Consider the following 24,247-nt stretch of genomic DNA (forward strand, 5'->3'; position numbering starts at 1 on the left):
TCAGTCGTCGCGGGTCAGCACTTCCAGCAGTTCGATCTCGAACACCAGGTTGGCGTTGGCCGGGATCGAACCCACGGCGCGCTCGCCATACCCCAGGTGCGCCGGCACCAGCAGCTTGCGCTTGCCGCCCACCTGCATGCCCATCAGGCCCTGGTCCCAGCCCTTGATCACCCGCCCGGTGCCGATCACGCACTGGAACGGCTTGCCGCGATCATAGGAAGAATCGAAGCTGCTGCCGTCCTCCAGAAAGCCCCGGTACTGGGTGGTGATCAGGGCGCCCTTGACCACGGCCTTGCCGTCGCCCAGCTGGATATCGATCACCTGCAACTCATCGTTCATGCGTGCTCATCCTTCAACCATTGCCCCGGTGCGGGGCTGCGGGCGGCTTTTTCGCAGAATTGCCCGGGCTTGGCAATCACTGGGCTTGTCGCCGGATAACGGTGGCGGTCTCGTTGAAGATGCCAGCCAGTGCCGCGTCGAGTTCATCCGGCACCAGCAACCCGGTTTCCCAGCGTATTTCCAGGCTCGGCAGGGCACGACACCAGGCCACCGCCTGGGAGAAGTGCAGGGTCAGTTGGCCCGGCGCCAGCAGCACCTGCTCGATACCGCCGTAGCCGGATACACCCTGGCCCCCAAGCTCCACATGGTAGGTGGCCATGCCCAGTGCCTCGTCCTGCTCGTCGAATTCCTCGGCACGCTGCAACAGCAGGTAATGCGTGGGCTGCGCAGGGTCGTCGGCCAGGCCGAGGATATGCACCTCGTCTTCGGTATAGGCGCTATAGGTGTTGGCGTGAAATTCCAGGTTCATCCTTTGCTTTCCTTGTGCATTCGCTCTGGTCGTCACTGACGCAGCAACCCATGTTCATGGTCCAGCCAGCCCTGCTCGCCGAGTTCGTGCAAATAATCCAGCACCAGGTCCAGGGATACCTCGGCCGGCACGTTGACTGCATAGAACCAGCGATGCAGCCCTTCCCAGCTGCAACCCAGCGCCACCAGGTGCTGCAGGACCTGCTGCGCCTCGTCGTGGCCCGGTTCGTGGAACACCAGGCGCAAGGTGCTGTTAGTGCTTGCGCGGATCACCCGCTCGAACCATTTCAGGCCGTCATCCGCCACCCGTACCTGCACTTCGTCACCCCAGCACAGCTCGCGGGAATAGAAGGGAATGTTGTCGATCCGGTAATGCCCGCAAGGCTGGAGCTGGGCCCAGACGCCTTCGCTGGCAACCGGTGGGTAATCGTCGACCACTGTCAGCCGGAGCATGATCTTGTCCATCGCCAGTCCCTGGTTGTGCGAAATGGGAGCGCTTTTTCGCAGAATTGCCCGGACCTGGCAACCATCGGCCGCAAGTATTCCGTTACCATGGCCGCCCCCACGCTCCACCTCGATAAGGACATCCATGGCCACCGCCGATATCGTCACCCTGGCGCTGCTCGCCCTGCTGGCGCTGTACCTGTTCAGCCTCTACAACCGCCTGACGATCCGCCGCACCCGCCTGCGCAACGCCTTTGCCCAGATCGAAGTGCAGCTCAAGCGCCGCTATGACCTGATTCCCAACCTGCTGGAAACCGTCAAGGGCTACCTGCAGCACGAACACACCACCCTCACCGCCCTGGCCCAGGCCCGCAACACCGCCCGGGACAGCCTGCAAGCAGCGGCGGCCGAGCCCGGCGACCGCGAGAAGATCCTGCGCCTGGGCCAGGACCAGGGCGCCCTGGACCAGGCCCTGGGCCATCTGCACGTGAACCTAGAGGCCTATCCGCAACTCCAGGGCTCGCAGAACATGGCGCAGTTGAGCGAGGAACTCACCAGCACCGAGAACAAAGTGGCGTTCGCCCGCCAGGCCTTCAACGATGCGGTGACCGACTACAACCTGTGCAAGCAGCAGGTGCCGGCGCTGTTCTTCGCCCGCTTGCTGGGTCATCGCAGCGACGCCACCCTGTTGCAATTCAGCGACAGCGCGCTGATTCAAGACGCCACCCGGATCTCCTTCCAGTAAAACGGCCCCTGCCCTGCGGATGTTTGCATGAAGTTTTTTCAACACCAGGCCCAGGCCCGGCGCCGCACCCTCAAGCTGCTGTCGTTGATGGCCCTGGCGGTCGCCAGCCTGACCGCCCTCAGCAGCCTTGGCCTTGGCTGGCTGTGGCGCGAGCTGAACCAGGAGTCCGGCCAGCCCAAGGTACTGAACTGGCCCCTGGTCGCAGTGGTGGCCGCCCTTATCGTCCTGGTGGTGCTGCTGGGCAGTTGGTACAAGACCTGGCGCCTGCGCGCCGGCGGCAAGGTTATCGCCGAGCACCTGGGAGGACGCCTGATCAACGGCGCGGCGCGCAACAGCGATGAACAGCGGCTGCTGAACATCGTCGAGGAAATGGCCCTGGCTTCGGGCACCACGATGCCTGCGGTGTATGTACTGCCCGAAGAGGCGATCAACGCCTTCGCCGCCGGTCTCGACCCGCAGCAAGCGGTGCTGGGGGTGACCCGGGGCGCCCTCTCCCGGCTTGAGCGTGACGAGCTGCAAGGCATGGTCGCCCACGAATTCAGCCATATCCACAATGGCGACATGCGCCTCAACACCCGGCTGCTGGCGGTGATTCACGGGCTGCTGCTGTTCAGCCTGGCGGGCGTGCTGGTGCTGCGCCAGGCCGAACGCGAGCACCTGGCCAGCGACCGCCACCGCTTCATCTGGCAGATCGTCTTCGCCGTGCTCGGCCTGGCCCTGCTGATCCTGGGCTCGCTCGGCACCCTGCTGGGCAACCTGATCAAGGCCGCCATCGGCCGCCAGCGCGAATTCCTCGCCGACGCCTCGGCCGTACAGTTCACCCGCAACCCCCAGGGCCTGAGCGGGGCGCTGAAGAAAATCGGCGGCTGCACGGCCGGCTCGCGCCTGAAGGCCTTCAACGCCGCTCAATACAGCCACATGTATTTCCACCAGGGCGTGCAGTCGCGCCTGGACCGGCTGTTCGCCACCCACCCGCCCCTGGCCGAGCGCATACGGCGCCTGGATCCGCAGTGGGATGGGCGCTACCCGGGAGACAGCCGATAAGCTCACCCGGCTATCGTTATTACGTGCCTCATGGCGCCTGAGCCGAGTCTCACCCGATACCCGTACCCACCGTTGCTCGCCTGCGGCTGAAATCGTCACCTCCAGGCCGTTATCATCGTTGCGCCAAGTTTTGCGTACCCGTTCTACCAGGAGTCCCCCGATGCCCCATGAAGGCAACCTGCTACAAGCCGCCGTCGTGTTTCTCTGCGCCGCGGTCGTCACCGTGCCCCTGGCCAAGCGCCTGCAACTGGGAGCCGTGCTCGGCTACCTGCTGGCCGGGGTGCTGATCGGCCCGTCGGTGCTGGGCCTGATCGGCAATCCCCAGAGCGTCAGCCACATCTCCGAGCTGGGGGTAGTGTTGTTGCTGTTCATCATCGGCCTGGAGCTGTCACCGCGACGCCTGTGGGTGATGCGCAAGGCGGTTTTCGGGGTCGGCCTGGCCCAAGTGCTGCTGACCGGGGTCGTGATTGGCAGCGTGGCGCTGTTCCTCTTCGGCCAGACGCTCAACAGCGCAGTGGTGCTGGGCCTGGGCCTGGCCCTGTCGTCTACCGCCTTCGGCCTGCAGAGCCTGGCCGAACGCAAGGAACTGACCAGCCCCCACGGACGCCTGGCGTTCGCCATCCTGCTGTTCCAGGACATCGCCGCGATCCCGCTGATCGCCATGGTGCCGGTACTGGCCGGTGTCGATCACCACACCAGCAGCGCCGAGGACCTGCGCCACGGCTTGCAGGTGCTGGGCAGCATCGCCGTGGTGGTGGTCGGTGGCCGCTACCTGCTGCGCCCGGTGTTTCGCATCGTGGCCAAGACCCGTTTGCCGGAGGTCTCCACCGCCACCGCGTTGCTGGTGGTGATCGGTACCGCCTGGCTGATGGACCTGGTGGGCGTATCCATGGCCCTGGGCGCCTTCCTCGCCGGCCTGCTGCTGGCCGACTCGGAATACCGGCATGAGCTGGAAGCCCAGATCGAACCCTTCAAGGGCCTGCTGCTGGGCCTGTTCTTCATCAGCGTAGGCATGGGCGCCAACCTCAGCCTGCTGCTCAGCGCGCCCTTGGCCGTGCTGGGCCTGACCCTGCTGCTGATCGGCCTGAAGTTGCCACTGCTGTTCGTGGTCGGGCGCCTGGCCGGTGGCCTGGACCGCGAGCATGCGATCCGCCTTGGGGTGGTGCTGGCGGCGGGCGGTGAATTCGCCTTCGTGGTGTTCAAGATCGGCCGCGACCAGGGCCTGTTCGACGCGCGCCTGCACGACCTGCTGGTGCTGACCATCACCCTGTCCATGGCCCTGACCCCGCTGCTGTTGCTGGCCTGCTCGCGCCTGCTCAAGCCCAAGCCCAAGCCGGTGGAAATGCCCGCCGAATACCGCCGGATCGACTCCGACCAACCGCGGGTGGTGATCGCCGGCATGGGCCGTATGGGCCAGATCGTGGCGCGTATCCTGCGGGCCCAGAAGGTGCCGTTCGTAGCCCTGGACACCTCGGTGGAAACCATCGAGCTGATCCGCAGCTTCGGCGGCGGCATCCCGGTGTTCTATGGCGACCCGTTGCGGCCGGAGATCCTCAGCGCAGCCAAGGTCGGCCAGGCGGAGTTCTTCGTCATCGCCACCGACGACCCGGACACCAACATCAAGACCGCCGAGCAGGTGCGCAAGCTCTATCCGCACCTGAAGGTCATCGCCCGCGCACGTAACCGCCAGCACGTGCACCGCCTGGTGGACCTGGGCGCCCAGGCCGTGCGGGAAACCTACTACTCGAGCCTGGAGATGAGCCGCCGGACCCTGATCGGCCTCGGGCTCAGCCAGGTCCAGGCCGACTCGCGGATCCAGCGTTTCACCCAGCACGACCAGCAATTGCTGGCCGCCCAGCATGAGGTGTACGACGACGAGGCCAAGGTCATGCAGACTGCCCAGGAAGCCCGTGCCGAACTGGCCCGCCTGTTCGAGGCCGACGAAGAGGACGAACGCCTGGAAGAGAACCTGCTGCCGCCGATGCGCTGAAGCACTCTCCTGACAGATTCTGTCAGCCGCCCGGTCTAGATTGGGCGGCCCCTCCCCAGACAGGAACCCTCGATGAGCGACGCCGCCCCAGCCCTCAAGGAAATCTTCAACCAGCAACGCCTGGTGCATATCGCCGACGCCATGCGCGAGGTGTATCCGGCGTTCGATCACCCGGGCTTTCTCAAGCGCGCCAGCCAGGGCCTGGCCGAGCTCTCGGTGATGCAGCGCCTGGCGCGGGTCAGCGACAGCCTGCACCAGGTGCTGCCCGGGCACTACGAACACAGCCTGGAACTGTTGTATGCCCTGGCGCCACGGCTCGACAGCCGCTTCGTCTGCATGTTCCTGCCGCACTTCGTGGCCAGCCATGGCACCCATGACTTCGCCCGCTCCATGGCAGCGCTGAAGTTCTTCACCGGTTTTGGCTCCTCGGAGTTCGCCGTGCGCCCGTTCCTGGTCAACCAGCAGGCAGCGACCCTGGAGCATATGTACGACTGGTCGCGCGATCCGGACGAACACGTGCGCCGCCTGGCCAGCGAAGGCAGCCGCCCGCGCCTGCCCTGGTCGTTCCGCCTGGAACGCCTGCAGGCCGAACCTGGGCTGGCGGCGCCGATCCTCGAGCGACTGCGCAACGACCCCAGCCTGTATGTGCGCAAGTCGGTGGCCAACCACCTCAACGACATCACCAAGGACCACCCGCAGTGGGTGCTGCAACGCCTGCAAGACTGGCCGCTGGAGCAACCGCACACGGCCTGGATCGTCCGCCATGGCCTGCGCAGCCTGATCAAGCAGGGCGAGCGCCAGGCCCTGGCCTTGATCGGCGCCGGGGCCCGGGCCGAGGTCCAGGTAAAGCACTTCACCGTCACGCCCGCGGCCTTGCGCCTGGGCGAGCGCCTGGAGCTGGCGCTGGAACTGGTCTCCAGCAGCTCGCAGCCCCAGCGCCTGGTGGTGGACTACGCCATCGACTACATCAAGGCCTCGGGCGCCGCCAGCACCAAGGTGTTCAAGCTCAAGACCTTCACCCTGCCCGGCCAGGGGCGCCAGGCACTGGCCCGCCAGCAGCAGATCCGTGAATTCACCACCCGTCGACACTACCCCGGGCGCCACCTGGTGCACCTGTTGGTCAACGGCGAACAGTTGGCCAGCGCGCACTTCGACCTGCTGCCCTGACCCCTCTCAATCCACACAAGGAAGACCTCGTGGCAATCATCAACAGGTGGGCCAAGTCCATCGCCAAGGTGCTGGAAAGCAGCTTTGCGGTGAGCAGCAGCATCGCCGACCACAAGACCATCCTGGGCGACGCCCGGGAGAGTTTCATCAGGGATGTGCTGCAACGCTTCCTGCCGCGCAATATCAGCATCGGCTCAGGGCAGATCGTCGATGCCGAGGGCGGGATCTCCAAGCAGATCGACCTGATCATCTACCGCAACGACTTTCCCATCCTGCGCACCTTCGGCTCGGCCGATGTGTACCTGATCGAAGGCGTGGTGGCCACGGTGGAGGTCAAGTCGCAGCTCAACGAAACGCAGTTGTTCCAGGCCCTGGAGAACGGCAAGTCGGTACGCAACCTCAAGGTGTCGATCACCCGGGAATCCATGAACCACTACAGCCAGTTCATGTACCGCAAACCCTTCGCCGACCTACCACCGGCGCAATCCTTCTCGGTCCGCGACCAGCTGCTGCCGCCAACCTACATCTATGGCTACAACGGCTATACCGCCGGCAGCCTGGACAAGCTGCGCCAAAGCCTCAACGCCTGGCACAGCGAGCCCCTGGCCCAGGGCGAGCAGGACGTGATCCTGATGCCGGAGGTGATCGCCACCCAGGGCTGCGTGACATTGAAGAACCTCAACAACATCCTGGGCCTGCCCCGGGTTGCCGGCGAAGAGCTGGAGGCCTGCCGCCAGGCCTTCAACCGGGCGCTGGGATGCAACCTGGACAAACGCGAGTTCCTGGGCTATTTCCGCGAGCGCGACGCCCAGGGCTTCGACTACGGGATTGGCCTGAAAACCTGCGAGTCGCCCCTGCAGTACCTGATCTCCAGCCTGCTGCAGACCCTCACCTCCCGGATCGGTCATCCGCAGCTGGGCAGCACCGCGATCCAGTACGACCTGACCCGCTATCACTTGAGCGATGAGATGGAAGGTGGCTGGTCGGGCGCCGCGGTGAACCTCACGCGCATCAGCGACCCACGGCTGGACTTCGCCCGGGACAACGGCTTCTGAAACCTGCGCTGCGGCCACGTGCAACTCGGCCGCAGCGCGCCGGGCTTCAGTCCTTGGCGGTCGTGGCCGGCAACGCTATCAGGTGGTCGTCGCAGCCAAAGCCCACCACGTGCTCGCTGCCCCAGGACACCTCCACCACCGCAATGCACGGGTCATAAGACTCGCCCACCAGGCTGCCATCGGCCTTGAACACCCGCAGGTAGCCACCGGTGGAGTAGCGCGAGCTGTCGCCATCGCCGGGCATGGTCATGGCCGGAATCCAGGCGCGCCAGCTGAACAGCCGGTACTTCTGGTAGTAGAAGGCCCGGTCGTCACTGTAGTAGCGGTCCTGGTAGGGCGTGCCGTAGTAGAACCAGCCATAACCCTTGTACGCCAGGAATACGGCCAGTACCGCGCCGAGCAGGCGTTTGCTGTGTTTCATCGGGGTCTTTCCTTGTACCGAGAAGAACTTCAGTGCTGGGTCACGCCGAGCATCCGCAGGCAGGCCTGGACGATGGCCTCGGCCAGGGCCTGGCCATCTTCCTGGCGGGCGGCGATCACGTCATCGGTGGCGCCGTGCACCCCGGCATAGATCAGCGAGGCGATCACCGTCGGCTGTTCCAGGGGCCAGCAACCGGCCTGCCGCCCTCCTTCGAGGATGCCCTGCAACTGCCGCAGGATCGCATTGCGCTCCGGGTTGCCGCGCTCATGGTGGTGATGGTTGGGGTAGACGATGTCGTGCAGGCGGTAGGTGGCCAGGTAGGCCTGGACGCTGGCGCGGATCCAGCTACTGACCTTCGCCACCCAGTCATCCTCGGCGCAGGCCGCCACCGCCTGCTCCAGGCAATCGAGGAAGTCCCGGGTATAGCGCTCACCCAGGGCCGCCAGCATGTCGTTCTTGGATTGGAAGTAGTGATAGAAGGTGCCCTTGGCCACCCCGGCGCGCTCGACGATCTGGCTGATGGTGGTGGCCTCCACTCCCTGCTCCAGGAACAGGCTGCGGGCGGCGCCCATCAATTCTTCCAGGCGCACTTCGGCGGGTTTGGTCCGCGGCTGCGGCAAATCGCTGGCAGGTTCCTGGGCCTTGTGGCGTTTCACGATCATGAACGATTCCGGGCGGTGGCGAGGGCCGCCAGTCTAGGGCAATTGCCGGGCAAAAGAGAGTTGAGAATATTTATCATTTTCCATTGACCGACGGTCAGTCGAAATACTAACCTGAGTGCCTCGCCCCTCTCCAGCCCTCCACGGGAGATGTTTGATGGAACGCTATCGTCGCCCGGCCCTGGTGGCCGCCGCCTACCTCGGGACCTTCCTCGCCTCGCTGGACATCAGCATCGTCAACGTCGCCCTGCCGACCCTGCAACAGGCCCTGGCCACAGACCTGGCCGGCCTGCAATGGGTGGTCAACGCCTATGCCATCTGCCTCTCGGCCTTCATGCTCTCGGCCGGCCCCCTGGGCGACCGCTTCGGCCACAAGCGCTGCTGGCTGGCCGGGGTGTTGTTGTTCACCCTGGGTTCAGCGCTCTGCGCCCTGGCCCAGGAGCTCGGGTTGCTGCTGGCCGGGCGCGCGGTCCAGGGGCTGGCCGGGGCACTGCTGATTCCCGGGGCGATGCCGATCCTCAGCCACGCCTTCCCCGACCTGCGCCAGCGGGCCCATGTCATCGGCGGCTGGTCGGCGTTCAGTGCCCTGGCGCTGATCCTCGGCCCCCTGGTGGGCGGCCTGCTGTTGGAGTCCGTCGGCTGGCAGAGCATCTTCCTGATCAACCTGCCCATCGGCCTCCTCGCCCTGGCCCTCGGGTGCTGGGGAATCAGCGAGCGCAAGCACCCACAGCATGCCGCCCTCGACCCGCTGGGCCAGGCACTGAGCGTGTTGTGGCTGGCGGCCCTGACCTATGGCCTGATCCTCGCCGGCGAAGAAGGCTTCGCCAGCCGAGGCCCCCTGCTGACCTTATTGGTGGCCGCCGTGGGGCTGCTGGTCTTCACCCTGGTGGAGCGGCGGGTGCAACGGCCGCTGGTACCCCTGGACCTGTTCCGCCAGCGCCCGTTCGCCGTGGCCAACCTGGCTTCGTTCATCCTCGGTTTTTCCAGCTACAGCAGCCTGTTCTTCTTCTCGATCTTCCTGCAGCAGATCCAGGGCTGGTCCGCAGCCGAAACCGGCCTGCGCCTGCTGCCGCAATTCACCGTCACCGGCCTGGTAGCCATCGGCTTCGGGCGCATCAACCAGCGCGTACCCCTGTCCTGGCTGATGGTGGCCGGCTACGGCCTGGTGGGCCTGGCCATGACCGCCATGACCCTGTTCGACGCCCACACTCCCTACTGGCTGGTGGGCTCGTTGCTGGGGCTGCTGGGCCTGGGCATGGGCCTGGCGCTGCCGGGCACCGGCCTGACAGTGATGGCCTGCGCACCGCCGGAACGCGCCGGGATCGCCTCGGCCAGCATGAATGCCCTGCGCCAGACCGGCATGAGCATCGGCATCGCCCTGCTCGGCAGCCTGATGGGTGCCCGGGCCATCCAGGTGCTGAGCGAGTCGGCCCGGGCCAGCGGCATGGCCAACGCCGGCGAACTGGCCCACCAAGCGGTGACCGAACACCAGTTGCCCCCGGACAACCCGCTGTTCGGCGAGCTGTACCGCACGGCCATGACCAGCGGTTTGCACCTGGCCATGCTGCTGGCGGGTGCCTCTAGCCTGCTGGCCATGGGCTTGCTGCTGGGCATCCGCCGACGGGCCCGTGCGAAACAGCCCGCTGGGCCTGGCCGAGTCCAGCCCCGGGGGATCGAGAACAGGTGAACGATGCCCATTGTCCGGGGCTTTTCTCCTCGTCTAGTATGGTTGCCGGACCGCGCGAGCCACCTGGGGACGTGCCTTGCAGAACAATAAGAAAAACGCCATCGCCATGCCTGCATCCCGCCCCGTCGGCGCCTATGTGCGCCGCCTGAAGCTCAGCCCCTTGCTCGAGTACCTGCAAGAACGGCAGCTGCGCCTGCCATCGCCCTTCCAGGCCCAGTGGCAAGCGCTCAAACCCGCGGACAATATTCCCCTGGATCAATACCTGGGCTTCTTCGAAGAGGCGGCCCGGGCCTTGGACGACCCGCTGCTGGGCGCGCGCATCGGCCTTGCCAGCCGCTCCCCAGTGCTCTCGCCGCTGCGCGAACTGTTCCTCAACGAAGCGACCCTGCACGGCGCATTGCTTGAACTCAACCTCAGCACCGCGGCCCTGCAGGGCGGCACCCGCACCCAACTGCGCATCGACGGCGAGCAGGTGCAGATCAGCTACCAGTTGCCCGCCTACCCGGCCAATGCCTGCCGCCAGGACGTGGAGTTCAGCCTGGGCATGCTGATCCATGTCTTGCAGTTGCGCCTGGGGCAGGACTGGCGAGCCCAGCGGATCGACCTCTGCCATGAACTGACGGCCAAGGACCGCGAGGCCCTGGCCGGGTTGCTGGATTGTCCGGTGCGGGATGCCGCGCCCAGCAACGGCATCGTCTTCGCCAACCATTGGCTGGACCACAGGTGCCCTGGCCAGGGCTGCGATGCCGACGTCCTGCTGTTCTTTCGCGAGCACATCCAGGGCCTGTGCGCCGAACAACACAGCGGCAGCTTCCATGAGCGGGTGCGGCGCCTGCTGGAACAGCAATTGGGCGAACAGCCGCCCTCCCTGGAGCGCATCGCGCGTCAGCTGTGCCTGTCGCCACGTAGCGTGCAACGCAAGCTGGCCCTGGAACAGGTGGTGTTCTCCGAGCTGCTGGAGCAGGTGCGGCACAGCCTTGCCCTGGAACGCATGCGCCATCCCGGCACCCGGATCGACGAACTCGCCGACAGCCTGGGCTACGCCGACAGCGCGGCGTTTTCCAAGGCTTTCAAGCGCTGGACCGGGGTGCCGCCGCTGCGCTATCGGCGGCAGTTCCTCTAGCCGGCCCGACCCTTCAGAGCGGCGAGATGCCTTCGGGATACGCCGTCTCGCTCAGCAGTCGTACCTGTGCGCCGATGGGCGCGTTGAACCAGGTCCCATCCACCTCGCCCAGGGCCATGCCGTTATTGCGCCAGGCCCTGGTGTCGAGGACGAAGACGATCGCCACATCCACCGCCTTCTCGCGAAAGGTCACCAGGTACAACTGCTCGCGCAGCTTGAAATAACTGGCCTCGTCGCAATCACAGTCACCATGGCGCACACCGCCATGGATCTGATACGCGTACCAGCGACTGTTGAGATAGACATGCTCCACCGCGGTGTCCTGGCTATAGAGATTGAGCACGCGCTTGCCGATCAACTCGCCGCTGCGCTCGGGCGGTGCGCCTGCCGGCAGGCCATTCAACCCGGCGTGATGCAGCGCCTGGCCGACATTGGAGGCCAATCCGCGAGCCTTGCGCCCGGTATCCAGCCAGGAATGCACCAGCAAGGCCCGGGATCGCTGCTCGTCGATGATCACCACCAGGCTCTGGCGCTGCGCCGCCGGCAATGGCAGGTCGATGAAAAACAGCCCGGCGCAGGCCTGCACCACATTGGCTTGCGCCGTCCCCGACGCCAGCACCAGCGGCAGTCCCTGCCAACGAACCTCGCCCTGTTTATCGAACGCCAGCTCGCCACGCTGCTCGGCGAACGCCAGGACGAAGCGCCGCCCGCGCAGCGCCGGGGTGTCGGGCAGGCGGTTGAGGCGCAACTGCGCGGCAAAGTCATCGAACCCGGGAAGCGCCTGCTCCAGCGGGTTCATGGCCGCACCTCCCGCTGCTCGCCAGCCAGGGCCTGCTGGATCAGCCGCTCGCTGAGCGTCCACAGTTGCAGGGCCTGGGCGACATCACGCACCCGGGGCATGACGCCCAGGTGATTCAGGGGATCGGCGTTGCTCAAGGCCACCTGGCAATCCTCCAGGTAGTAACCGCCACAACCCTCCAGCTGCGGATGCAGCAGGGCCCAGAGAATGCTCGCCGCACCCTCCTCGGTGCTCTTGCGCCGGGTCAACTGGCGCAGCCCGGGCTGGCGTTCGAGCAAGGGCACGAAGTCGGCGTCGGTCAGGTGATTGTGCAGGTTGGTCCCGGCCACCACTCCGGGGGCCACCGCCAGGGCGCGAATGCCCTCCTCGGCCAGGTGCTGGTCCAGGCCCAGGGCGAACAGTACGTTGGCCGACTTCGACTGGCCATAGGCCGTCCAGCGGTCGTAGGCCCGGTGCTCGAAGTTGGGATCGGCGAAATCGATGCCCGCCAGGCGATGGGCGCCCGAAGTCAGCAGCACCACCCGGGCAGCGGCCGCCTGGCGCAGCAGCGGCAACAGCCGGGTGATCAACCGATGGTGGGCGATATGGTTGATACCGAACTGGCACTCCAGGCCATCGTCGGTACGAGCGAAATCGGTGGCCATGATCCCCGCACTGGCGATGACGCCGTCCAGGTGCGGCAACTGCTCCAGCAGCCTTGAGGCCAGCCGGTCGACGTCGCGCAACGACTCCAGGCGCACCGCCTCGAAGTGCAGCGACTGGCTGCCCGTGGCGGCCCGCAGTTCGGCCAGCGCGGCATTACCGCGTTCGGCGCTGCTGCCCAGCACCAGTACCCGGGCGCCACGGGCAGCGAGGCAGCGGGCGCTTTCCTTGCCCAGCCCCGAAGTGCCGCCGGTCACCAGGTAGATCTTGCCGGAGAGGTCCAGGTCCCGGACCAGATCCCAGGCTCGTGTATGGGTATCGAATGACATGTTGCTACTCCTTCTTTCATTGAATGAACAGGCTGGCGTCCAGCTCCAGGGCCGCACCGGGTGCCTCCAGGGCCTTGACCCAGAGCAGCGCCACGGACAGCTGCAACGCCGCCGCGGGTCCCAGCTCACGCTGCAGTTGGCGGCTGAACGCTTCCAGCAAGGGCTGGCTCGCCACGGGGCCGGCCTCGATGCCGGAGCACTTGAGCAACACCTGCAAGGCCGCCGGCTGGCCACCGGTGTCGAGGCGCCTGGCCAGGGCCCTCGCCGCCTGCTCCACGCTCGCCAGCGACAAGCTGCCGGCCTCGCCGCAGGCCAGGCTGACCCAGGTTGGCCGCGGGGCTTGCGGGCGCAAGGCCAGGCCATCGATCTCGATCTTGAAATCCTCCAGGACCATGCCGTGACCACGTAGCACGCACAGTTGCAGCGCCTCGGCCACCCCGGCATCGGCCCGCTGGCGCACAGCCTGCGTTACCAACTGCCGGGCATGCTGCGGGTCCTGGTCGGCGCGCAGGTACAGGGTCAGGCGGGCCAGGTCGGAGCAGTCGGCGTCCAGGGCCCGGAGGCTGTCCTGGATCTTGTCCAGGATCACCTCCACCTGCTCCGCCAGCCCGGGACGGACCTGCAGGTTATCGGCGCTCAAGCCACGCTCCGGCGCTAACAGTTCCAGGGCCTCGAAACCGGTGAGGAACAGCTGGCCGCGATACTCCAGGGCCCGCGCCACATCCATCGGCAGGTCGTCAAACAGGGCCCGCCGCGCCGGTGTGGCATGCCTGGCGAATACCGCCTCGAGCGCCACCAGCGCCCCTTCCCGGGACAGATGCGGCACCCGGAAAAGGGTGCCGACGCTGGGCTCCCGGACCAACCGGGGGGCCAGAGCATGGCACTGGCGATGGAATGCCTGGATCGCCGCCAGCGGGTCCACGGCGCCATTGCGAATGGCGATGCTGTGCTTGAGCATCGCGCCCAAGCTCACCCCTCGTTCGGCCAGGGCGGCGGCCATGGTTTCGAGCAAGGCGGCAAGTTGCTGCTCCAGGTCACCGTCCACTGCCGCCTGTTGCCAGTTGCAGAAGATCAGGTCCTGGGTTTGCACAAGGTTCATCGGGACTCTCCTCAAGGGATCAGTGGCGCCAGCCCAGCAACGGGTCGAGGGCGAAGTTCAGGCCCAGGCCGAACAACCAGCCGCTGGCCGGACGCTGTTCGGCGAAGGGGTTCTGGAAGCGACTGGGTTGCAGCACGTAGTTGATGAAGGGGTCCAGGGTCACGCCGCTACCCAGGACGAAGCGCCCATTGAGCTCGGCGACGAAACTGTCCCGTGGCTGCTCGTAGGCACTGCCCGACAGGCGCCCGGCGTCCTTGAGGCGGGCCTGGAAGTCCTTGCTCACGCGAAACCAGCTCAGGCGTGCACCAAGGCTATCCAGCGGGCGGCCCGGAATGACGTTGAGGGCATTGACCCCGATGAAGCCGAAGGCATCCACCCCACCGGTAACCCCGGGGGTCAGCGACGAGCTGAGCCCGCCTTCCAGGGTCAGGCTGCGCGGGTTGGTATCGAACGGGCGGCTACCACCGTCGGCGCGGTACACCGTCTTCTGCCAATTGAAGAGAATGCCGTCGGCATGGTCCTGGACCTTGGGCGCCGAGCCCGGGTCGAGCAAGGTCGAGGTACCGGCCACCGTGCGGCTGGGGTTGGGCTGTTTCTTGGTGGAGCGATACAGGGCCAGCTCGAAACGACTGGGATAGAGCGCCTCGCCAAAGCGGGTCTGGGTGCCGACCTGGGCCAGGAAGAAGCGCCCGTCATGGCGTTCCTCGCGCCAGTTCCAGCCGGACTCGAAGGGGATCTGCCCATTGAGCAACCAGCCGCCCACCTGGGCAAAGCGGTTGTCGTCGAAGTTGTAGCGGGCCGTGGCGCTCCAGTAGGCGAACGGATAGGCGAACACCGAGCCGTTCATCAACGTCAGCGGGTTGAAACAGGTGAACACGAAGGCACAAGCCGGCTGCATGAACGAGGTTGCGGGGTTGCTCCGGCCCAGCTCCAGCTTCAAGGCATCCTCCAACAGGCGCTGCTCGTAGGACAGCTGTACCAGCCGCGCCTTCTTCGGTACGAAGGGCGCCACCGCGCCATAGATGTCCCCCAGCGCCGGACCGTAGTCGACGTTGCTGGCCACCGGGGCATAGCTCTGCTTGAGGTGCACGCTGGCGCCCTTCACACCCAGCAGCTTGTGCAGGTCGAAGTCGGCCGCCAACATCAGGAACAGGTTGTTCTGATCCTGGCGACGCCCCACCCCGTAGGTGTTGTACAAGCTGTACCAGCTACCGAAGCCGTGCACGGCGATGCCCTGGGCATCCAGCTGTTCGCCAAGGCTCGGAGCCCGGGCCGGCGAGACCGGGCCGGGCTGATCCGGGCCGGCCAGCGCGCACCCGGCCCACAGGGCACAGCACGCCAGCACAGCCCCACGTTGGACGAAGAATCGATTGTTGTTATTGGAAGGATTCATGGTCGGACCTGTATGGGCGATGGACTCAAGGAGCAGGCACCAGCTCCAGTTGCCGGGCCTGGGTTTGCACGCGCTGGTGGTGCAGGCGATCGAAGTCGTCCGCCAGCCGCTGCTGTTCGATGAACTCGATAAAGGGATCGCGGACCTGGGTCTGCAGGCCGGTCAGGGCCTCGATGGCAGCGATCGCGCAGAACGGCACGTAGACCTCCGAGTAGCCGCCCTCATGGACCATCACCAAGCGCCCATGGCCGAGGCGCTCGGCCACCGCCACCATCATCCGGGTCATCTCGCGGAAACTGCCGCTGTGCAATTGCATGTGGCCGAGCACGTCGTAGGTGCTGGCGTCGTAACCGGCGCCGATCACCAGCAGGTCCGGGGCGAAACGCAGCAGCGCCGGCACCACCAACTGCGCCATGGCATGCAGGTACTGCTGGTGGCCGCAACCGGGCAGCAGCGGGATGTTGAGATTGCACCCCTGCCCTGCGCCTCGCCCAAGTTCGTCGGCGCCGCCGGAGCCTGGGGGAAAGCAGTTTTCCTGGTGCAGGGAGATGGTCAGCACGTCCCCGCGCTCGTAGAACAGCGACTGGGTACCGTTGCCGTGGTGCACGTCCCAATCGACGATGGCCACGCGCCGCGCGCCGAGTTCGGCAATGGCGTGCTCCACGGCGATGGCCGAGTTGGCCAGCAGCGTCGAGCCCATGGCCTGATCCCGCAAAGCGTGGTGCCCGGCCGGGATGCAGGCGGCATAGGCCCGCTGGTACTCGCCGCGCATCACGCCTTCCACCGCCGCCCTGGCCAGCCCGGCGGACAGCGCCGCCAGCTCGAAGCTGCCGGCAGCGAAAGGCGCCGCCAGTCCCAGTTCTCCTCCCTGCTGCTCGCTCAACCGACGAAAGCGCTCCAGGTACTCAAGGTCATGGACCCTGGCCATCTGTGGCAGGGAGGCCGGCGCTGCGGACTCCACCCGCAACTGCCGGCTCAGGCCGCTGGCGTCCATCAACGCCTTGAGCCGCCGCAGGCAATCGGCCGAGGCTACCCCCGAGCCGCTGGCCAGCGGCTGGACCCACCCGCCGACCGGGGCCGCCAGGGCCGAGGCCCGGCCGGAGTGGAACCACAGGCAGCGTTCGTCGAACAGGAACGCACTGGCGCCCGCTGAAGGATGCAATTCAGGCTTCATGGCAAAGACTCTTGGATGGCAGGTGCAAGTGCGCGAGGTTGATCGCCGCGGCGGCCAGCAGGGCCAACAGCGCGCCGCAGCCGAACATCGCCTGGTAGGAAAAGGTTTCCAGCAGGTAGCCGCACAGCGCCGGGCCGCAGGCCAGCCCCAGGCCGAGGACCAGGTTGGTCAGGTTGATCAAGCCGCCCTCGCGATCGTGCAGGCTGATCACCGTGAGCATGAAGGGCACCAGCAGGGTCCAGGTGAACTTGAACACCAGCACCGCGATGAAGGCCGCATCCGCCCGGGGCACCGCCGCCATCACCAGCAAGGCCAGGACCAACGCGGCGAACCCCAGCAGCAGGCATGCCCCGCGATAGCGATCACGTCCCAGCAAAGTGGCGGCGCCGGCGCCGAGGATGCCCACCGCGCTGGACAGGGTCAGCAACTGGTCCAACTGCCCACGATCCATGGCCGTGGGCGCCTGCAAGGCACTGATGAAGGTCCAGACTCCGCCCAGGCACACATACAGCAGGAAGATCGAGGCCACCCCCAGCAGGCCATGTCTGGAAGCCCCCAAGCGACGGCGCCCACCGCTGGCCGCTAGCTGAGGGACCCGAATGAAGTGCCGGCACAGCGGCACGCAGGCCAGCATCAACAGCGCCTGCAAGGCAAAGCACACCCCGGGGCCAAAATGCTGGAAGGCGCTGGGCAACACCGCCAGTCCCAGGGTTCCGAGTATCAGTTGGCCGAAGATGATCGAACCGAACGCCCGCCCGCGATCATCCAGGTGCGCGACGCTGCGGGTACACAGGATCAGCAGCGAACCGGCGGCCAGTGCAGTGACGCCCCGAGCCACCAGGAAGGCGTTGAAATAGCGCTCCAGCAACAGCGCCGAAGCCAGGTTGCCGCCGATGTACAGGCCCATGAACAGCAAGGCCCAGCGCTGCCAGTGACCCGAGCGCAGCCAGTAGATGGCCGGCAAGGTGGCCAGGCTGCTGAAGATCAGTTCCAGGGAAAACATCGCGCCGATCCGGCTCGGGCTCAGGCCGATCTGCGTGGTCAATTGCATGGACAGGGCCGGGGCCCAGAGGAAGGTCGCCGGCAGCACCGACGCACATAGGGTGATGGTGATCAGCAGCCAGCGATGACTGGCCTCGCCCGGCAGGGCTGCAGGTTCGGCGGTAGCGCTCACGATAGGCACCTTCGTTATTGATTGTTATGGGTGAGGTGGCACGGCAACGGCTGCCAATCTAGCAACGGCCCAGGCGGCGACCGGCTTCAATTGATGACGACTTTTTGTCTTTTCACGCCAATGCCCGCAGGCGCTATCAGGTTGGCCAGGCGCACCGGCGAGCCGGGGCATTGACAAGCTCGATGGCGGCTTCGACCATCGGCGCCGCAACGGCCGCTGCCGGCCATGACTCAGGAGATCAAGGATGAAAAGGCTTTCGCTGGCGCTGTGCCTGATGGCAGGCATGGGCCAGGCTGGCGCGATGGACCTGGCGGCGGCACGCCAGTCCCTGAAGAACTATGGACTGGCCTACTGCATGGCCAGGCAGTTTCCCGAGCGCTCGGCCATGGGCGAGGACGTTGGGCATGCCATCGGCATGTATGGCGTCATGGGCGGTGGCCTGCATCAGGTCCTGCAGGACGAAGACACACTCACCACCCTGCATGACCCCTATGACGCCACCACCGACTACGTCTTCAAGGCTTATGACCAGGTCGCGGCCAACAGCAAGCACCGTCCTGGCAAGGTCGTGCTGCACGCTTGCTTGCAGGTCTACAACTCCAGAGCCTTCGACCGGTTCATCCGGACCCAGGACTCCTACATCCGCCAGCAAGACCTGCAAGCTGCCGGCCCCGCCTCCTAGCCAGTGGCACCAGGCCCGCCATGACCTGGCCGCCCTGACGCGCACCGACAGCAACCGATGGCAGGTGTCGCTTAAACACCGGTCGAGGTCGAATCCAGCGCTCGGCCAGTGGTGCCACTGTCCATACTCAGCCACTTGCCCCTGGTAATGGAATACGCCCGTGAACCTGCCGCAGCCGCCCGCTTCTTCCCTGGTCAATCCCCTGCCCCTGGACCCGCAACAGCGGCGGCTGTTTCAGGAACAGGGCTACCTCAAGCTGCCGGGATTGCTGACCAGCGCCGCCATCGAATCGCTGCGCCAGCTGGTGGAGCAGCAACTGCGTCCGACCCAGGCCAGCGCTGGCGAGGGGTTCAACCGCCTGACCCACCGCCTGGACCAGGACGGTATTCTCCGGCAACTCCAAGGCCAGCCGGCACTGGCCCAGGTACTGACTTACCTCACCGACAGCCGGCTGATCCTGTGCGAAGCCCAGGGCTTCGAGCTAGACCAGGGGCGCTCGGGTTTCGCCTGGCACTACGACTCGCTGAACTTTCGCTACATCCGCCCCCAAGACCCGGCCTTCAGCCTGTGGCTGCCCCTGCAACCGGTACGCCCAAAGGCACAGGGTGGCGGCATGGCCTGGGTGCCGCTGTCGCTGTGCTCGGCCCTGGGCAACTTCCAGTTTTCGCGAATGCTGGCCCAGCAACTGGCCCAGGGCGAGTCGATCACCGAACTGTCCGAGCTCTTGCGCCAGACCTACGCCAGCCCGGGACCTTTGACCGAGCGCTTCGAGCGACAGCGCATCGAAGAAGCCTTCGAGCCCGGCGATGCCCTGCTGTTCAGCAAGTACCTGTGGCACCGCTCCAGTCCCTTGCTCGCCGGTGAGCTGCCACGGCGCCAGGCCGTGACCCTACGCCTGGTGGCTGCCCAGGCACGCCTGGACCCGCTGTTGCAGGACGGCGAGACCCGTACCACTGGCGGCCTGGGCATGGGCCAGGAACGCGGGGCACTCAAGCCGCGGTCCTACGGCTCGCGCTTCGTCGATATCCAGGCCGGCGACCTGCTCAGCCGCTCGGCCCACTGCGGGCCGCTGCTGTGAGTCGGCCTCAGCCCTGCACACCGCCACCCAGCAGCACCTGCTGCTGGGTGGTGCACAGCTCCATGAGGTAGTCCCAGACCACCCGCAGGCGCACCGACTTGTGCAGCTCGCGGCGGGTGCTGATCCAGTAGGCGCGCTGGATGCTCTCGGTGGGCAGCAACGGCACCAGCTGCCGGTCCTCGGCGGCCATATAGCACGGCAGCACCGCGATCCCCAGGCCCGAACGGGCCGCCTCCTGCTGGGCGATGACGCTGGTGCTGTGGAACAACACCTGGGGGTTGCGGCAAAAGCTGTTGAGGAACATCAGTTCCTGGCTGAACAGCAGGTCGTTGACGTAGCCGATCCAGGCATGGCGCCCCAGGTCCTCGCGATTGCGCAGCGGTGGGGCGCGGTCCAGGTAAGCCTGGCTGGCGTACAGCGCCAGGCGGTAGTCGGTGAGCTTGCGGGTCACCAGCATGTCGGCACTGGGTCGTTCCAGGTGGATGCTGATTTCCGCCTCGCGGTTGAGGATGCTGACGAACCGCGGCACCGCCACCAGTTCCACCTCCAGCCCCGGGTAACGCTCGAACAGGCCGCCCATGCGGCTGGCGAGGAACTTGACCCCCAGGCCCTCGGTGACGCCGACGCGGATCTTGCCCAGCAACGCGCTGGACTGGGTGATTTCCTCCTGGGCCAGCAGCGCCACGTTCTCCATGGCCTCGGCGTGCTTGAGCAGCGCCTCGCCGGCCGGGGTCAGCTCATAGCCCTGGGCGTGCTGGACGAACAGCGCGGTGCCCAGGGCCTTCTCCACCGCCTCGATATGCCGCGCCACCGTGGCGTGGGTGGTGTTCAGCCGTCGCGCCGCGGTGAGCAGGCGACCACTGCGTTGCAGTTCGAGAAAAAAGCGCAGGTCGTTCCAGTCGAACATGGGGATTCCTTGCCGGTGCCTGGGGGCTAATGCTGTTAGAAAACGCACAGCGGGTGGGCAAAAACTAACATTCTTTTAACGAAAGCTAACAACTAGGATGAAGCACAAGGCTGCCGCGGATGACGGACAGCTGCTAACAGGCCCTTGAAAAATGTAGGCGAGGCAGCCAGCGCAAGGCGAAAACAGGCGAAAAAGCGCAATTTACATGTGGTAAATGAGCATTTTGAGCCTGTTTTCAACGCAGCGATGGCAACGCAGGTAGTTTTTCAACGGCCTGCTAATAAGAATCTGCCAACGAGGTCACGAATGCTTCCTGCCTTTGACGCTTTCGACTACATCGTGGTCGGTGCCGGTCCCGCCGGCTGCCTGCTGGCCAATCGCTTGTCCGCCAACCCCCAGCACCGGGTGCTGCTGCTGGAAGCCGGCGGACGCGACAACTACCCCTGGATCCACATTCCCGTCGGCTACCTGTTCTGCATCGGCAACCCACGCACCGACTGGTGCTTCAAGACCGAGGCCGAACCGGGCCTGCAAGGCCGCGCCTTGAGCTACCCGCGGGGCAAGGTGCTGGGGGGCTGTTCATCGATCAACGGCATGATCTACATGCGTGGCCAGGCTGCCGACTACGATGGCTGGGCCGCCGAGGGCAACCCGGGCTGGAGCTGGAGCGAGGTCCTGCCGCTGTTCAAGAAGAGCGAGAACCACTTCGCCGGGGCCAGCCCGCTGCACGGCGCCGCCGGTGAGTGGCGGGTGGAGCGCCAGCGCCTGTCGTGGCCGATCCTCGATGCTTTTCGCAGCGCTGCCGAACAGAGCGGCATCCCACGGATCGACGACTTCAACGGCGGCGACAACGAAGGCTGCGGCTACTTCCAGGTCAACCAGAAGGCCGGGGTGCGCTGGAACGCCGCGAAGGCCTTTCTCAAGCCCATCGCCCAGCGCCCCAACCTCACCGTCCTGACCGGCGTCGAGGTGCAACGGCTGCTCCTCCAAGACGGCCGCGCCACGGCGGTGCGCGCCATGGCCCAGGGACGCCAGCAGGACTTCAAGGCCCGCCGGGAGATCATTCTCTGTGCCGGCTCCATCGGCTCGCCGAGCATCCTCCAGCGTTCCGGCATCGGCCCGGTGGCGTTGCTGCAACGCCTGGGCATCGGCGTCGCCCATGCCCTGCCCGGGGTCGGCGGCAACCTCCAGGACCACCTGCAACTGCGGTTGATCTACAAGCTGGACAACGCCCGCACCCTGAACCAGATCGCCGGCAGCCTGTGGGGCAAGATGGGCATGGGCCTGCGCTACCTGTACGACCGCAGCGGCCCGCTGTCCATGGCTCCCAGCCAGCTCGGCGCCTTCGCCCGCTCCAGCCCCGAGCAGGCCACCGCCAATCTCGAATACCACGTGCAGCCACTGTCCCTGGAACGCTTCGGCGAACCCTTGCACGATTTCCCGGCGTTCACGGCCTCGGTCTGCGACCTGCGCCCGCAAAGCCGTGGCCGGGTCGAGATCCGTTCCGTGGACGCAGGCCAGGCGCCGCTGATCCAGCCCAACTACCTGAGCCATCCGCAGGACCTGCAAGTGGCGGCCGACGCCATCCGCCTGACCCGACGCATCGTCGCCGCCCCGGCCCTGCAAGCGTTCAGTCCCAGCGAGTACCTGCCCGGCGCGCAATTGCAAAGCCAGGAGCAATTGCATGAAGCCGCAGCGAAGATCGGCACCACCATCTTCCATCCGGTGGGCACCTGCCGCATGGGCCACGACGCCCAGGCCGTGGTGGACGCCCAACTGCGCGTGCACGGCATCGCCGGGCTGCGCATCGCCGACGCCTCGATCATGCCGCGCATCACCTCGGGCAACACCTGCTCGCCGACCCTGATGATCGCCGAGAAGGCCGCCGAACTGATTCTGGCCACGACTACAAGGAGCCCTGCCCCGGAAAAACAGACCGCCTCCCCCGCCTGATTGTAGGGGCGAAGCTCGCCCGCGACAGGGCCAGCCGGCACGCCAGAGAGATCGAGCCGCCGACGCTATCGCGAGCAAGCTTCGCTCCTACAGAAAAGATCCAACGCCGGACCGTAGGAGCCAGGACTGCGAAAAACAAGATAGCGACGCCATCACTGGCGCCGACAGTGGAACAACAAAAACAATCACTGTGAGGGATATCGATATGTCGGAACATGCTCAAGCGATGGACACCACGGCCGTGGCGCCCACCAGCAAGGAAAGCCAGAAAGTCATCTTCGCCTCGTCCCTCGGTACCGTCTTCGAGTGGTACGACTTCTTTCTCTACGGTGCCCTGGCGGCGGTGATCAGCAAGCAGTTCTTCGCCGGGGTCAACGACACCACGGCCTTCATCTTCGCCCTGATGGCCTTCGCCGCCGGCTTCGTGGTGCGCCCCTTCGGCGCCCTGGTGTTCGGCCGCCTGGGGGACATGATCGGGCGCAAGTACACCTTCCTCGCCACCATCATCCTCATGGGCCTGGCCACCTTCGCCGTAGGCCTGTTGCCCAACTACGCCAGCATCGGCATCGCCGCGCCGATCATCCTGGTGGCCTTGCGCATGCTCCAGGGCCTGGCCCTGGGCGGCGAATACGGCGGCGCCGCGACCTACGTGGCCGAGCATGCGCCCCATGGCAAGCGCGGCCTGCACACCAGCTGGATCCAGTCCACCGCGACCCTGGGCCTGCTGCTGTCGCTGCTGGTGGTGCTGGCCTGCCGCTACTTCACCGGCGATCAATTCGACGTCTGGGGCTGGCGCTTGCCGTTCCTGCTGTCGATCGTGCTGCTGGGCATCTCCACCTGGATCCGCATGAGCCTGCACGAGTCGCCAGCGTTCCTGAAGATGAAAGAAGAAGGCCGCGCCAGCCAGGCACCGATCCGCGAATCCTTCGGCAAGTGGGAGAACCTCAAGGTGGTGCTGATCGCCCTGCTCAGCATCAACGCCGGCCAGGCGGTGACCTTCTACGCCGCGCAGTTCTACGTGCTGTTCTTCCTCACCCAGTTCCTCAAGATGGACCCGGCCCTGGCCAACAGCCTGCTGATCATCAGTGTGGTGATTGGCGCGCCGATGTTCATTTTCTTCGGCTGGCTCTCGGACAAGGTCGGCCGCAAGCCGGTGCTGATGCTTGGCCTGCTGTTGGCCACGGCGCTGTACTTTCCGATCTTCAAGGGCCTGGCCCACTACGCCAACCCGGCCATCGACCAGGCCAGCCGCCAGGCGCCCATCACCGTCACCGCCGACCCGGCCACCTGCACCTTCCAGTTCGACCCGGTGGGCAAGGCACGCTTCGACAGCCCCTGCGACAAGGTCAAGACTTTCCTGGTGAAACAGGGCCTGCCCTATTCCAGCATCGCCGCCCCGGCGGGCAGCCCGGTACAGGTCAGCATCGGCGACGTGAAGATCGACGGTTTCGACGAGGCGGCGCTGCGCGGTGCGGTGACCCTGGCCGGCTATCCGCAACAGGCCGATAACCAGAACGTCAACAAAGCCATGGTGGTGGCGCTGATCGTCGCCCTGATCCTGATCGCCGCCATGTGCTACGGCCCGCTGGCGGCGCTGATGGTGGAACTGTTCCCGACCCGTATCCGCTACACCTCGATGTCCTTGCCCTACCACATCGGCAACGGCTGGTTCGGCGGCTTCCTGCCCACCGTGTCCTTCGCCCTGGTGGTGTACACCGGCGACATCTTCTATGGCCTGTGGTACCCGGTGGCGATCACCGGGGCCAGCCTGCTGGTGGGCCTGCTGTGCCTGAAGGAAACCCGTGAGGTGGACATCAACCACAACTGATGACCACGGCCGCCGGCCAGGGCACGGCCCTGGCAGGCGGCCGGTTC

General features: G+C 66.1%; 23 protein-coding genes. 11 read left to right on the forward strand and 12 right to left on the reverse strand.

Translation table 11 applies throughout. The features are described 5' to 3' along the window. From ATY02_RS19355 to ATY02_RS19365, 3 genes are all read right to left on the reverse strand, one after another. Positions 1-339 (reverse strand): FKBP-type peptidyl-prolyl cis-trans isomerase, encoded by a 339-nt coding sequence (locus ATY02_RS19355; protein ID WP_068584536.1) that lies wholly within the window; start codon positions 337-339, stop codon positions 1-3. Between the two features lie 76 nt (positions 340-415). Next, positions 416-808 (reverse strand): Imm10 family immunity protein, encoded by a 393-nt coding sequence (locus ATY02_RS19360; RefSeq protein WP_068584539.1) that lies wholly within the window; start codon positions 806-808, stop codon positions 416-418. Between the two features lie 32 nt (positions 809-840). Then, on the reverse strand, positions 841-1,260 hold the full coding sequence (locus tag ATY02_RS19365; protein ID WP_228022203.1) for a DUF4265 domain-containing protein: 420 nt from the start codon (positions 1,258-1,260) through the stop codon (positions 841-843). A 136-nt stretch (positions 1,261-1,396) separates the two neighbouring features. Here ATY02_RS19365 and ATY02_RS19370 point away from each other — a divergent pair, with 136 nt between their 5' ends. The 5 genes from ATY02_RS19370 (at position 1,397) to ATY02_RS19390 (ending at position 7,252) form a co-directional block, all read left to right on the forward strand. Then, positions 1,397-1,996 carry a LemA family protein gene (locus tag ATY02_RS19370; protein ID WP_068584546.1) on the forward strand — a complete coding sequence of 200 codons (600 nt, stop codon included), beginning with the start codon at positions 1,397-1,399 and terminating at the stop codon, positions 1,994-1,996. A 27-nt stretch (positions 1,997-2,023) separates the two neighbouring features. Beyond that, on the forward strand, positions 2,024-3,040 hold the full coding sequence (locus ATY02_RS19375) for a M48 family metallopeptidase (protein ID WP_068584550.1): 1,017 nt from the start codon (positions 2,024-2,026) through the stop codon (positions 3,038-3,040). 160 nt (positions 3,041-3,200) lie between these two features. Next, the gene (locus tag ATY02_RS19380; protein WP_053136130.1) at positions 3,201-5,030 is read left to right on the forward strand and encodes a monovalent cation:proton antiporter-2 (CPA2) family protein; all 1,830 of its coding nucleotides are present in this window, start codon (positions 3,201-3,203) and stop codon (positions 5,028-5,030) included. 72 nt (positions 5,031-5,102) lie between these two features. After that, positions 5,103-6,197 (forward strand): DNA alkylation repair protein, encoded by a 1,095-nt coding sequence (locus ATY02_RS19385; RefSeq protein ID WP_068584553.1) that lies wholly within the window; start codon positions 5,103-5,105, stop codon positions 6,195-6,197. Positions 6,198-6,226: 29 nt separating this feature from the next. Next, the gene (locus ATY02_RS19390) at positions 6,227-7,252 is read left to right on the forward strand and encodes a DUF6602 domain-containing protein (RefSeq protein ID WP_068584556.1); all 1,026 of its coding nucleotides are present in this window, start codon (positions 6,227-6,229) and stop codon (positions 7,250-7,252) included. Positions 7,253-7,298: 46 nt separating this feature from the next. Here ATY02_RS19390 and ATY02_RS19395 read toward each other — a convergent pair whose 3' ends face one another. Both ATY02_RS19395 and ATY02_RS19400 read right to left on the reverse strand, forming a co-directional pair. Further along, positions 7,299-7,673: a hypothetical protein gene (locus ATY02_RS19395; RefSeq protein WP_068595488.1), complete on the reverse strand. Its 375-nt coding sequence runs from the start codon at positions 7,671-7,673 to the stop codon at positions 7,299-7,301. 29 nt (positions 7,674-7,702) lie between these two features. After that, positions 7,703-8,335 (reverse strand): TetR/AcrR family transcriptional regulator, encoded by a 633-nt coding sequence (locus tag ATY02_RS19400; RefSeq protein ID WP_068584604.1) that lies wholly within the window; start codon positions 8,333-8,335, stop codon positions 7,703-7,705. Positions 8,336-8,489: 154 nt separating this feature from the next. Here ATY02_RS19400 and ATY02_RS19405 point away from each other — a divergent pair, with 154 nt between their 5' ends. After that, positions 8,490-10,019: an MFS transporter gene (locus ATY02_RS19405; protein WP_068584602.1), complete on the forward strand. Its 1,530-nt coding sequence runs from the start codon at positions 8,490-8,492 to the stop codon at positions 10,017-10,019. 106 nt (positions 10,020-10,125) lie between these two features. After that, a complete protein-coding gene (locus ATY02_RS19410) occupies positions 10,126-11,142 on the forward strand; it encodes an AraC family transcriptional regulator (protein ID WP_141698156.1) in 1,017 nt (338 codons plus the stop codon). A gap of 13 nt (positions 11,143-11,155) precedes the next feature. Here ATY02_RS19410 and ATY02_RS19415 read toward each other — a convergent pair whose 3' ends face one another. The 6 genes from ATY02_RS19415 to ATY02_RS19440 are packed head-to-tail and all read right to left on the reverse strand — an operon-like array spanning position 11,156 to position 17,752. Continuing rightward, a complete protein-coding gene (locus ATY02_RS19415) occupies positions 11,156-11,941 on the reverse strand; it encodes a MoaF C-terminal domain-containing protein (protein ID WP_068584597.1) in 786 nt (261 codons plus the stop codon). After that, entirely contained in the window at positions 11,938-12,912 is a 975-nt protein-coding gene (locus ATY02_RS19420) for an SDR family NAD(P)-dependent oxidoreductase (protein ID WP_068584594.1), read from the reverse strand. Before ATY02_RS19420 ends, ATY02_RS19415 begins: the two co-directional genes overlap by 4 nt. A 16-nt stretch (positions 12,913-12,928) precedes the next feature. After that, a complete protein-coding gene (locus ATY02_RS19425) occupies positions 12,929-14,011 on the reverse strand; it encodes a hypothetical protein (RefSeq protein ID WP_068584591.1) in 1,083 nt (360 codons plus the stop codon). Positions 14,012-14,030: 19 nt separating this feature from the next. Continuing rightward, positions 14,031-15,404, reverse strand: a complete 1,374-nt coding sequence (locus ATY02_RS19430) for a carbohydrate porin (protein WP_068584588.1) — start codon at positions 15,402-15,404, stop codon at positions 14,031-14,033. Positions 15,405-15,429: 25 nt separating this feature from the next. Further along, positions 15,430-16,578 (reverse strand): class II histone deacetylase, encoded by a 1,149-nt coding sequence (locus ATY02_RS19435; RefSeq protein ID WP_124346457.1) that lies wholly within the window; start codon positions 16,576-16,578, stop codon positions 15,430-15,432. Then, on the reverse strand, positions 16,568-17,752 hold the full coding sequence (locus ATY02_RS19440) for an MFS transporter (protein ID WP_083235837.1): 1,185 nt from the start codon (positions 17,750-17,752) through the stop codon (positions 16,568-16,570). Before ATY02_RS19440 ends, ATY02_RS19435 begins: the two co-directional genes overlap by 11 nt. Positions 17,753-17,996: 244 nt before the next feature. On the opposite strand from ATY02_RS19440, the gene ATY02_RS19445 reads away from it, so the two are divergent. Then, positions 17,997-18,434, forward strand: a complete 438-nt coding sequence (locus tag ATY02_RS19445; RefSeq protein ID WP_068584583.1) for a hypothetical protein — start codon at positions 17,997-17,999, stop codon at positions 18,432-18,434. Between the two features lie 160 nt (positions 18,435-18,594). Beyond that, a complete protein-coding gene (locus ATY02_RS19450) occupies positions 18,595-19,512 on the forward strand; it encodes a phytanoyl-CoA dioxygenase family protein (protein ID WP_068584582.1) in 918 nt (305 codons plus the stop codon). Between the two features lie 7 nt (positions 19,513-19,519). On the opposite strand, the gene ATY02_RS19455 is transcribed toward ATY02_RS19450, so the two are convergent. Beyond that, positions 19,520-20,419 carry a LysR family transcriptional regulator gene (locus ATY02_RS19455; RefSeq protein ID WP_068584581.1) on the reverse strand — a complete coding sequence of 300 codons (900 nt, stop codon included), beginning with the start codon at positions 20,417-20,419 and terminating at the stop codon, positions 19,520-19,522. 306 nt (positions 20,420-20,725) lie between these two features. On the opposite strand from ATY02_RS19455, the gene ATY02_RS19460 reads away from it, so the two are divergent. Next, entirely contained in the window at positions 20,726-22,372 is a 1,647-nt protein-coding gene (locus ATY02_RS19460; protein ID WP_068585704.1) for a GMC family oxidoreductase, read from the forward strand. Positions 22,373-22,577: 205 nt separating this feature from the next. Then, positions 22,578-24,200 (forward strand): MFS transporter, encoded by a 1,623-nt coding sequence (locus tag ATY02_RS19465; RefSeq protein ID WP_068585708.1) that lies wholly within the window; start codon positions 22,578-22,580, stop codon positions 24,198-24,200. Positions 24,201-24,247 lie beyond the last annotated feature (47 nt).

Source organism: Pseudomonas sp. BIOMIG1BAC, assembly GCF_001705995.2.
Lineage (GTDB): Bacteria > Pseudomonadota > Gammaproteobacteria > Pseudomonadales > Pseudomonadaceae > Aquipseudomonas > Aquipseudomonas sessilinigenes.

Bases quoted from the DNA above. Each gene is read 5' to 3' on its own strand.
- ATY02_RS19355 (WP_068584536.1), bottom strand. From the start codon at position 339: ATGAACGATGAGTTGCAGGTGATCGATATCCAGCTGGGCGACGGCAAG.
- ATY02_RS19360 (WP_068584539.1), bottom strand. From the start codon at position 808: ATGAACCTGGAATTTCACGCCAACACCTATAGCGCCTATACCGAAGAC.
- ATY02_RS19365 (WP_228022203.1), bottom strand. From the start codon at position 1,260: ATGCTCCGGCTGACAGTGGTCGACGATTACCCACCGGTTGCCAGCGAA.
- ATY02_RS19370 (WP_068584546.1), top strand. From the start codon at position 1,397: ATGGCCACCGCCGATATCGTCACCCTGGCGCTGCTCGCCCTGCTGGCG.
- ATY02_RS19375 (WP_068584550.1), top strand. From the start codon at position 2,024: ATGAAGTTTTTTCAACACCAGGCCCAGGCCCGGCGCCGCACCCTCAAG.
- ATY02_RS19380 (WP_053136130.1), top strand. From the start codon at position 3,201: ATGCCCCATGAAGGCAACCTGCTACAAGCCGCCGTCGTGTTTCTCTGC.
- ATY02_RS19385 (WP_068584553.1), top strand. From the start codon at position 5,103: ATGAGCGACGCCGCCCCAGCCCTCAAGGAAATCTTCAACCAGCAACGC.
- ATY02_RS19395 (WP_068595488.1), bottom strand. From the start codon at position 7,673: ATGAAACACAGCAAACGCCTGCTCGGCGCGGTACTGGCCGTATTCCTG.
- ATY02_RS19400 (WP_068584604.1), bottom strand. From the start codon at position 8,335: ATGATCGTGAAACGCCACAAGGCCCAGGAACCTGCCAGCGATTTGCCG.
- ATY02_RS19405 (WP_068584602.1), top strand. From the start codon at position 8,490: ATGGAACGCTATCGTCGCCCGGCCCTGGTGGCCGCCGCCTACCTCGGG.
- ATY02_RS19410 (WP_141698156.1), top strand. From the start codon at position 10,126: ATGCCTGCATCCCGCCCCGTCGGCGCCTATGTGCGCCGCCTGAAGCTC.
- ATY02_RS19415 (WP_068584597.1), bottom strand. From the start codon at position 11,941: ATGAACCCGCTGGAGCAGGCGCTTCCCGGGTTCGATGACTTTGCCGCG.
- ATY02_RS19420 (WP_068584594.1), bottom strand. From the start codon at position 12,912: ATGTCATTCGATACCCATACACGAGCCTGGGATCTGGTCCGGGACCTG.
- ATY02_RS19425 (WP_068584591.1), bottom strand. From the start codon at position 14,011: ATGAACCTTGTGCAAACCCAGGACCTGATCTTCTGCAACTGGCAACAG.
- ATY02_RS19430 (WP_068584588.1), bottom strand. From the start codon at position 15,404: ATGAATCCTTCCAATAACAACAATCGATTCTTCGTCCAACGTGGGGCT.
- ATY02_RS19435 (WP_124346457.1), bottom strand. From the start codon at position 16,578: ATGAAGCCTGAATTGCATCCTTCAGCGGGCGCCAGTGCGTTCCTGTTC.
- ATY02_RS19445 (WP_068584583.1), top strand. From the start codon at position 17,997: ATGAAAAGGCTTTCGCTGGCGCTGTGCCTGATGGCAGGCATGGGCCAG.
- ATY02_RS19455 (WP_068584581.1), bottom strand. From the start codon at position 20,419: ATGTTCGACTGGAACGACCTGCGCTTTTTTCTCGAACTGCAACGCAGT.
- ATY02_RS19460 (WP_068585704.1), top strand. From the start codon at position 20,726: ATGCTTCCTGCCTTTGACGCTTTCGACTACATCGTGGTCGGTGCCGGT.
- ATY02_RS19465 (WP_068585708.1), top strand. From the start codon at position 22,578: ATGTCGGAACATGCTCAAGCGATGGACACCACGGCCGTGGCGCCCACC.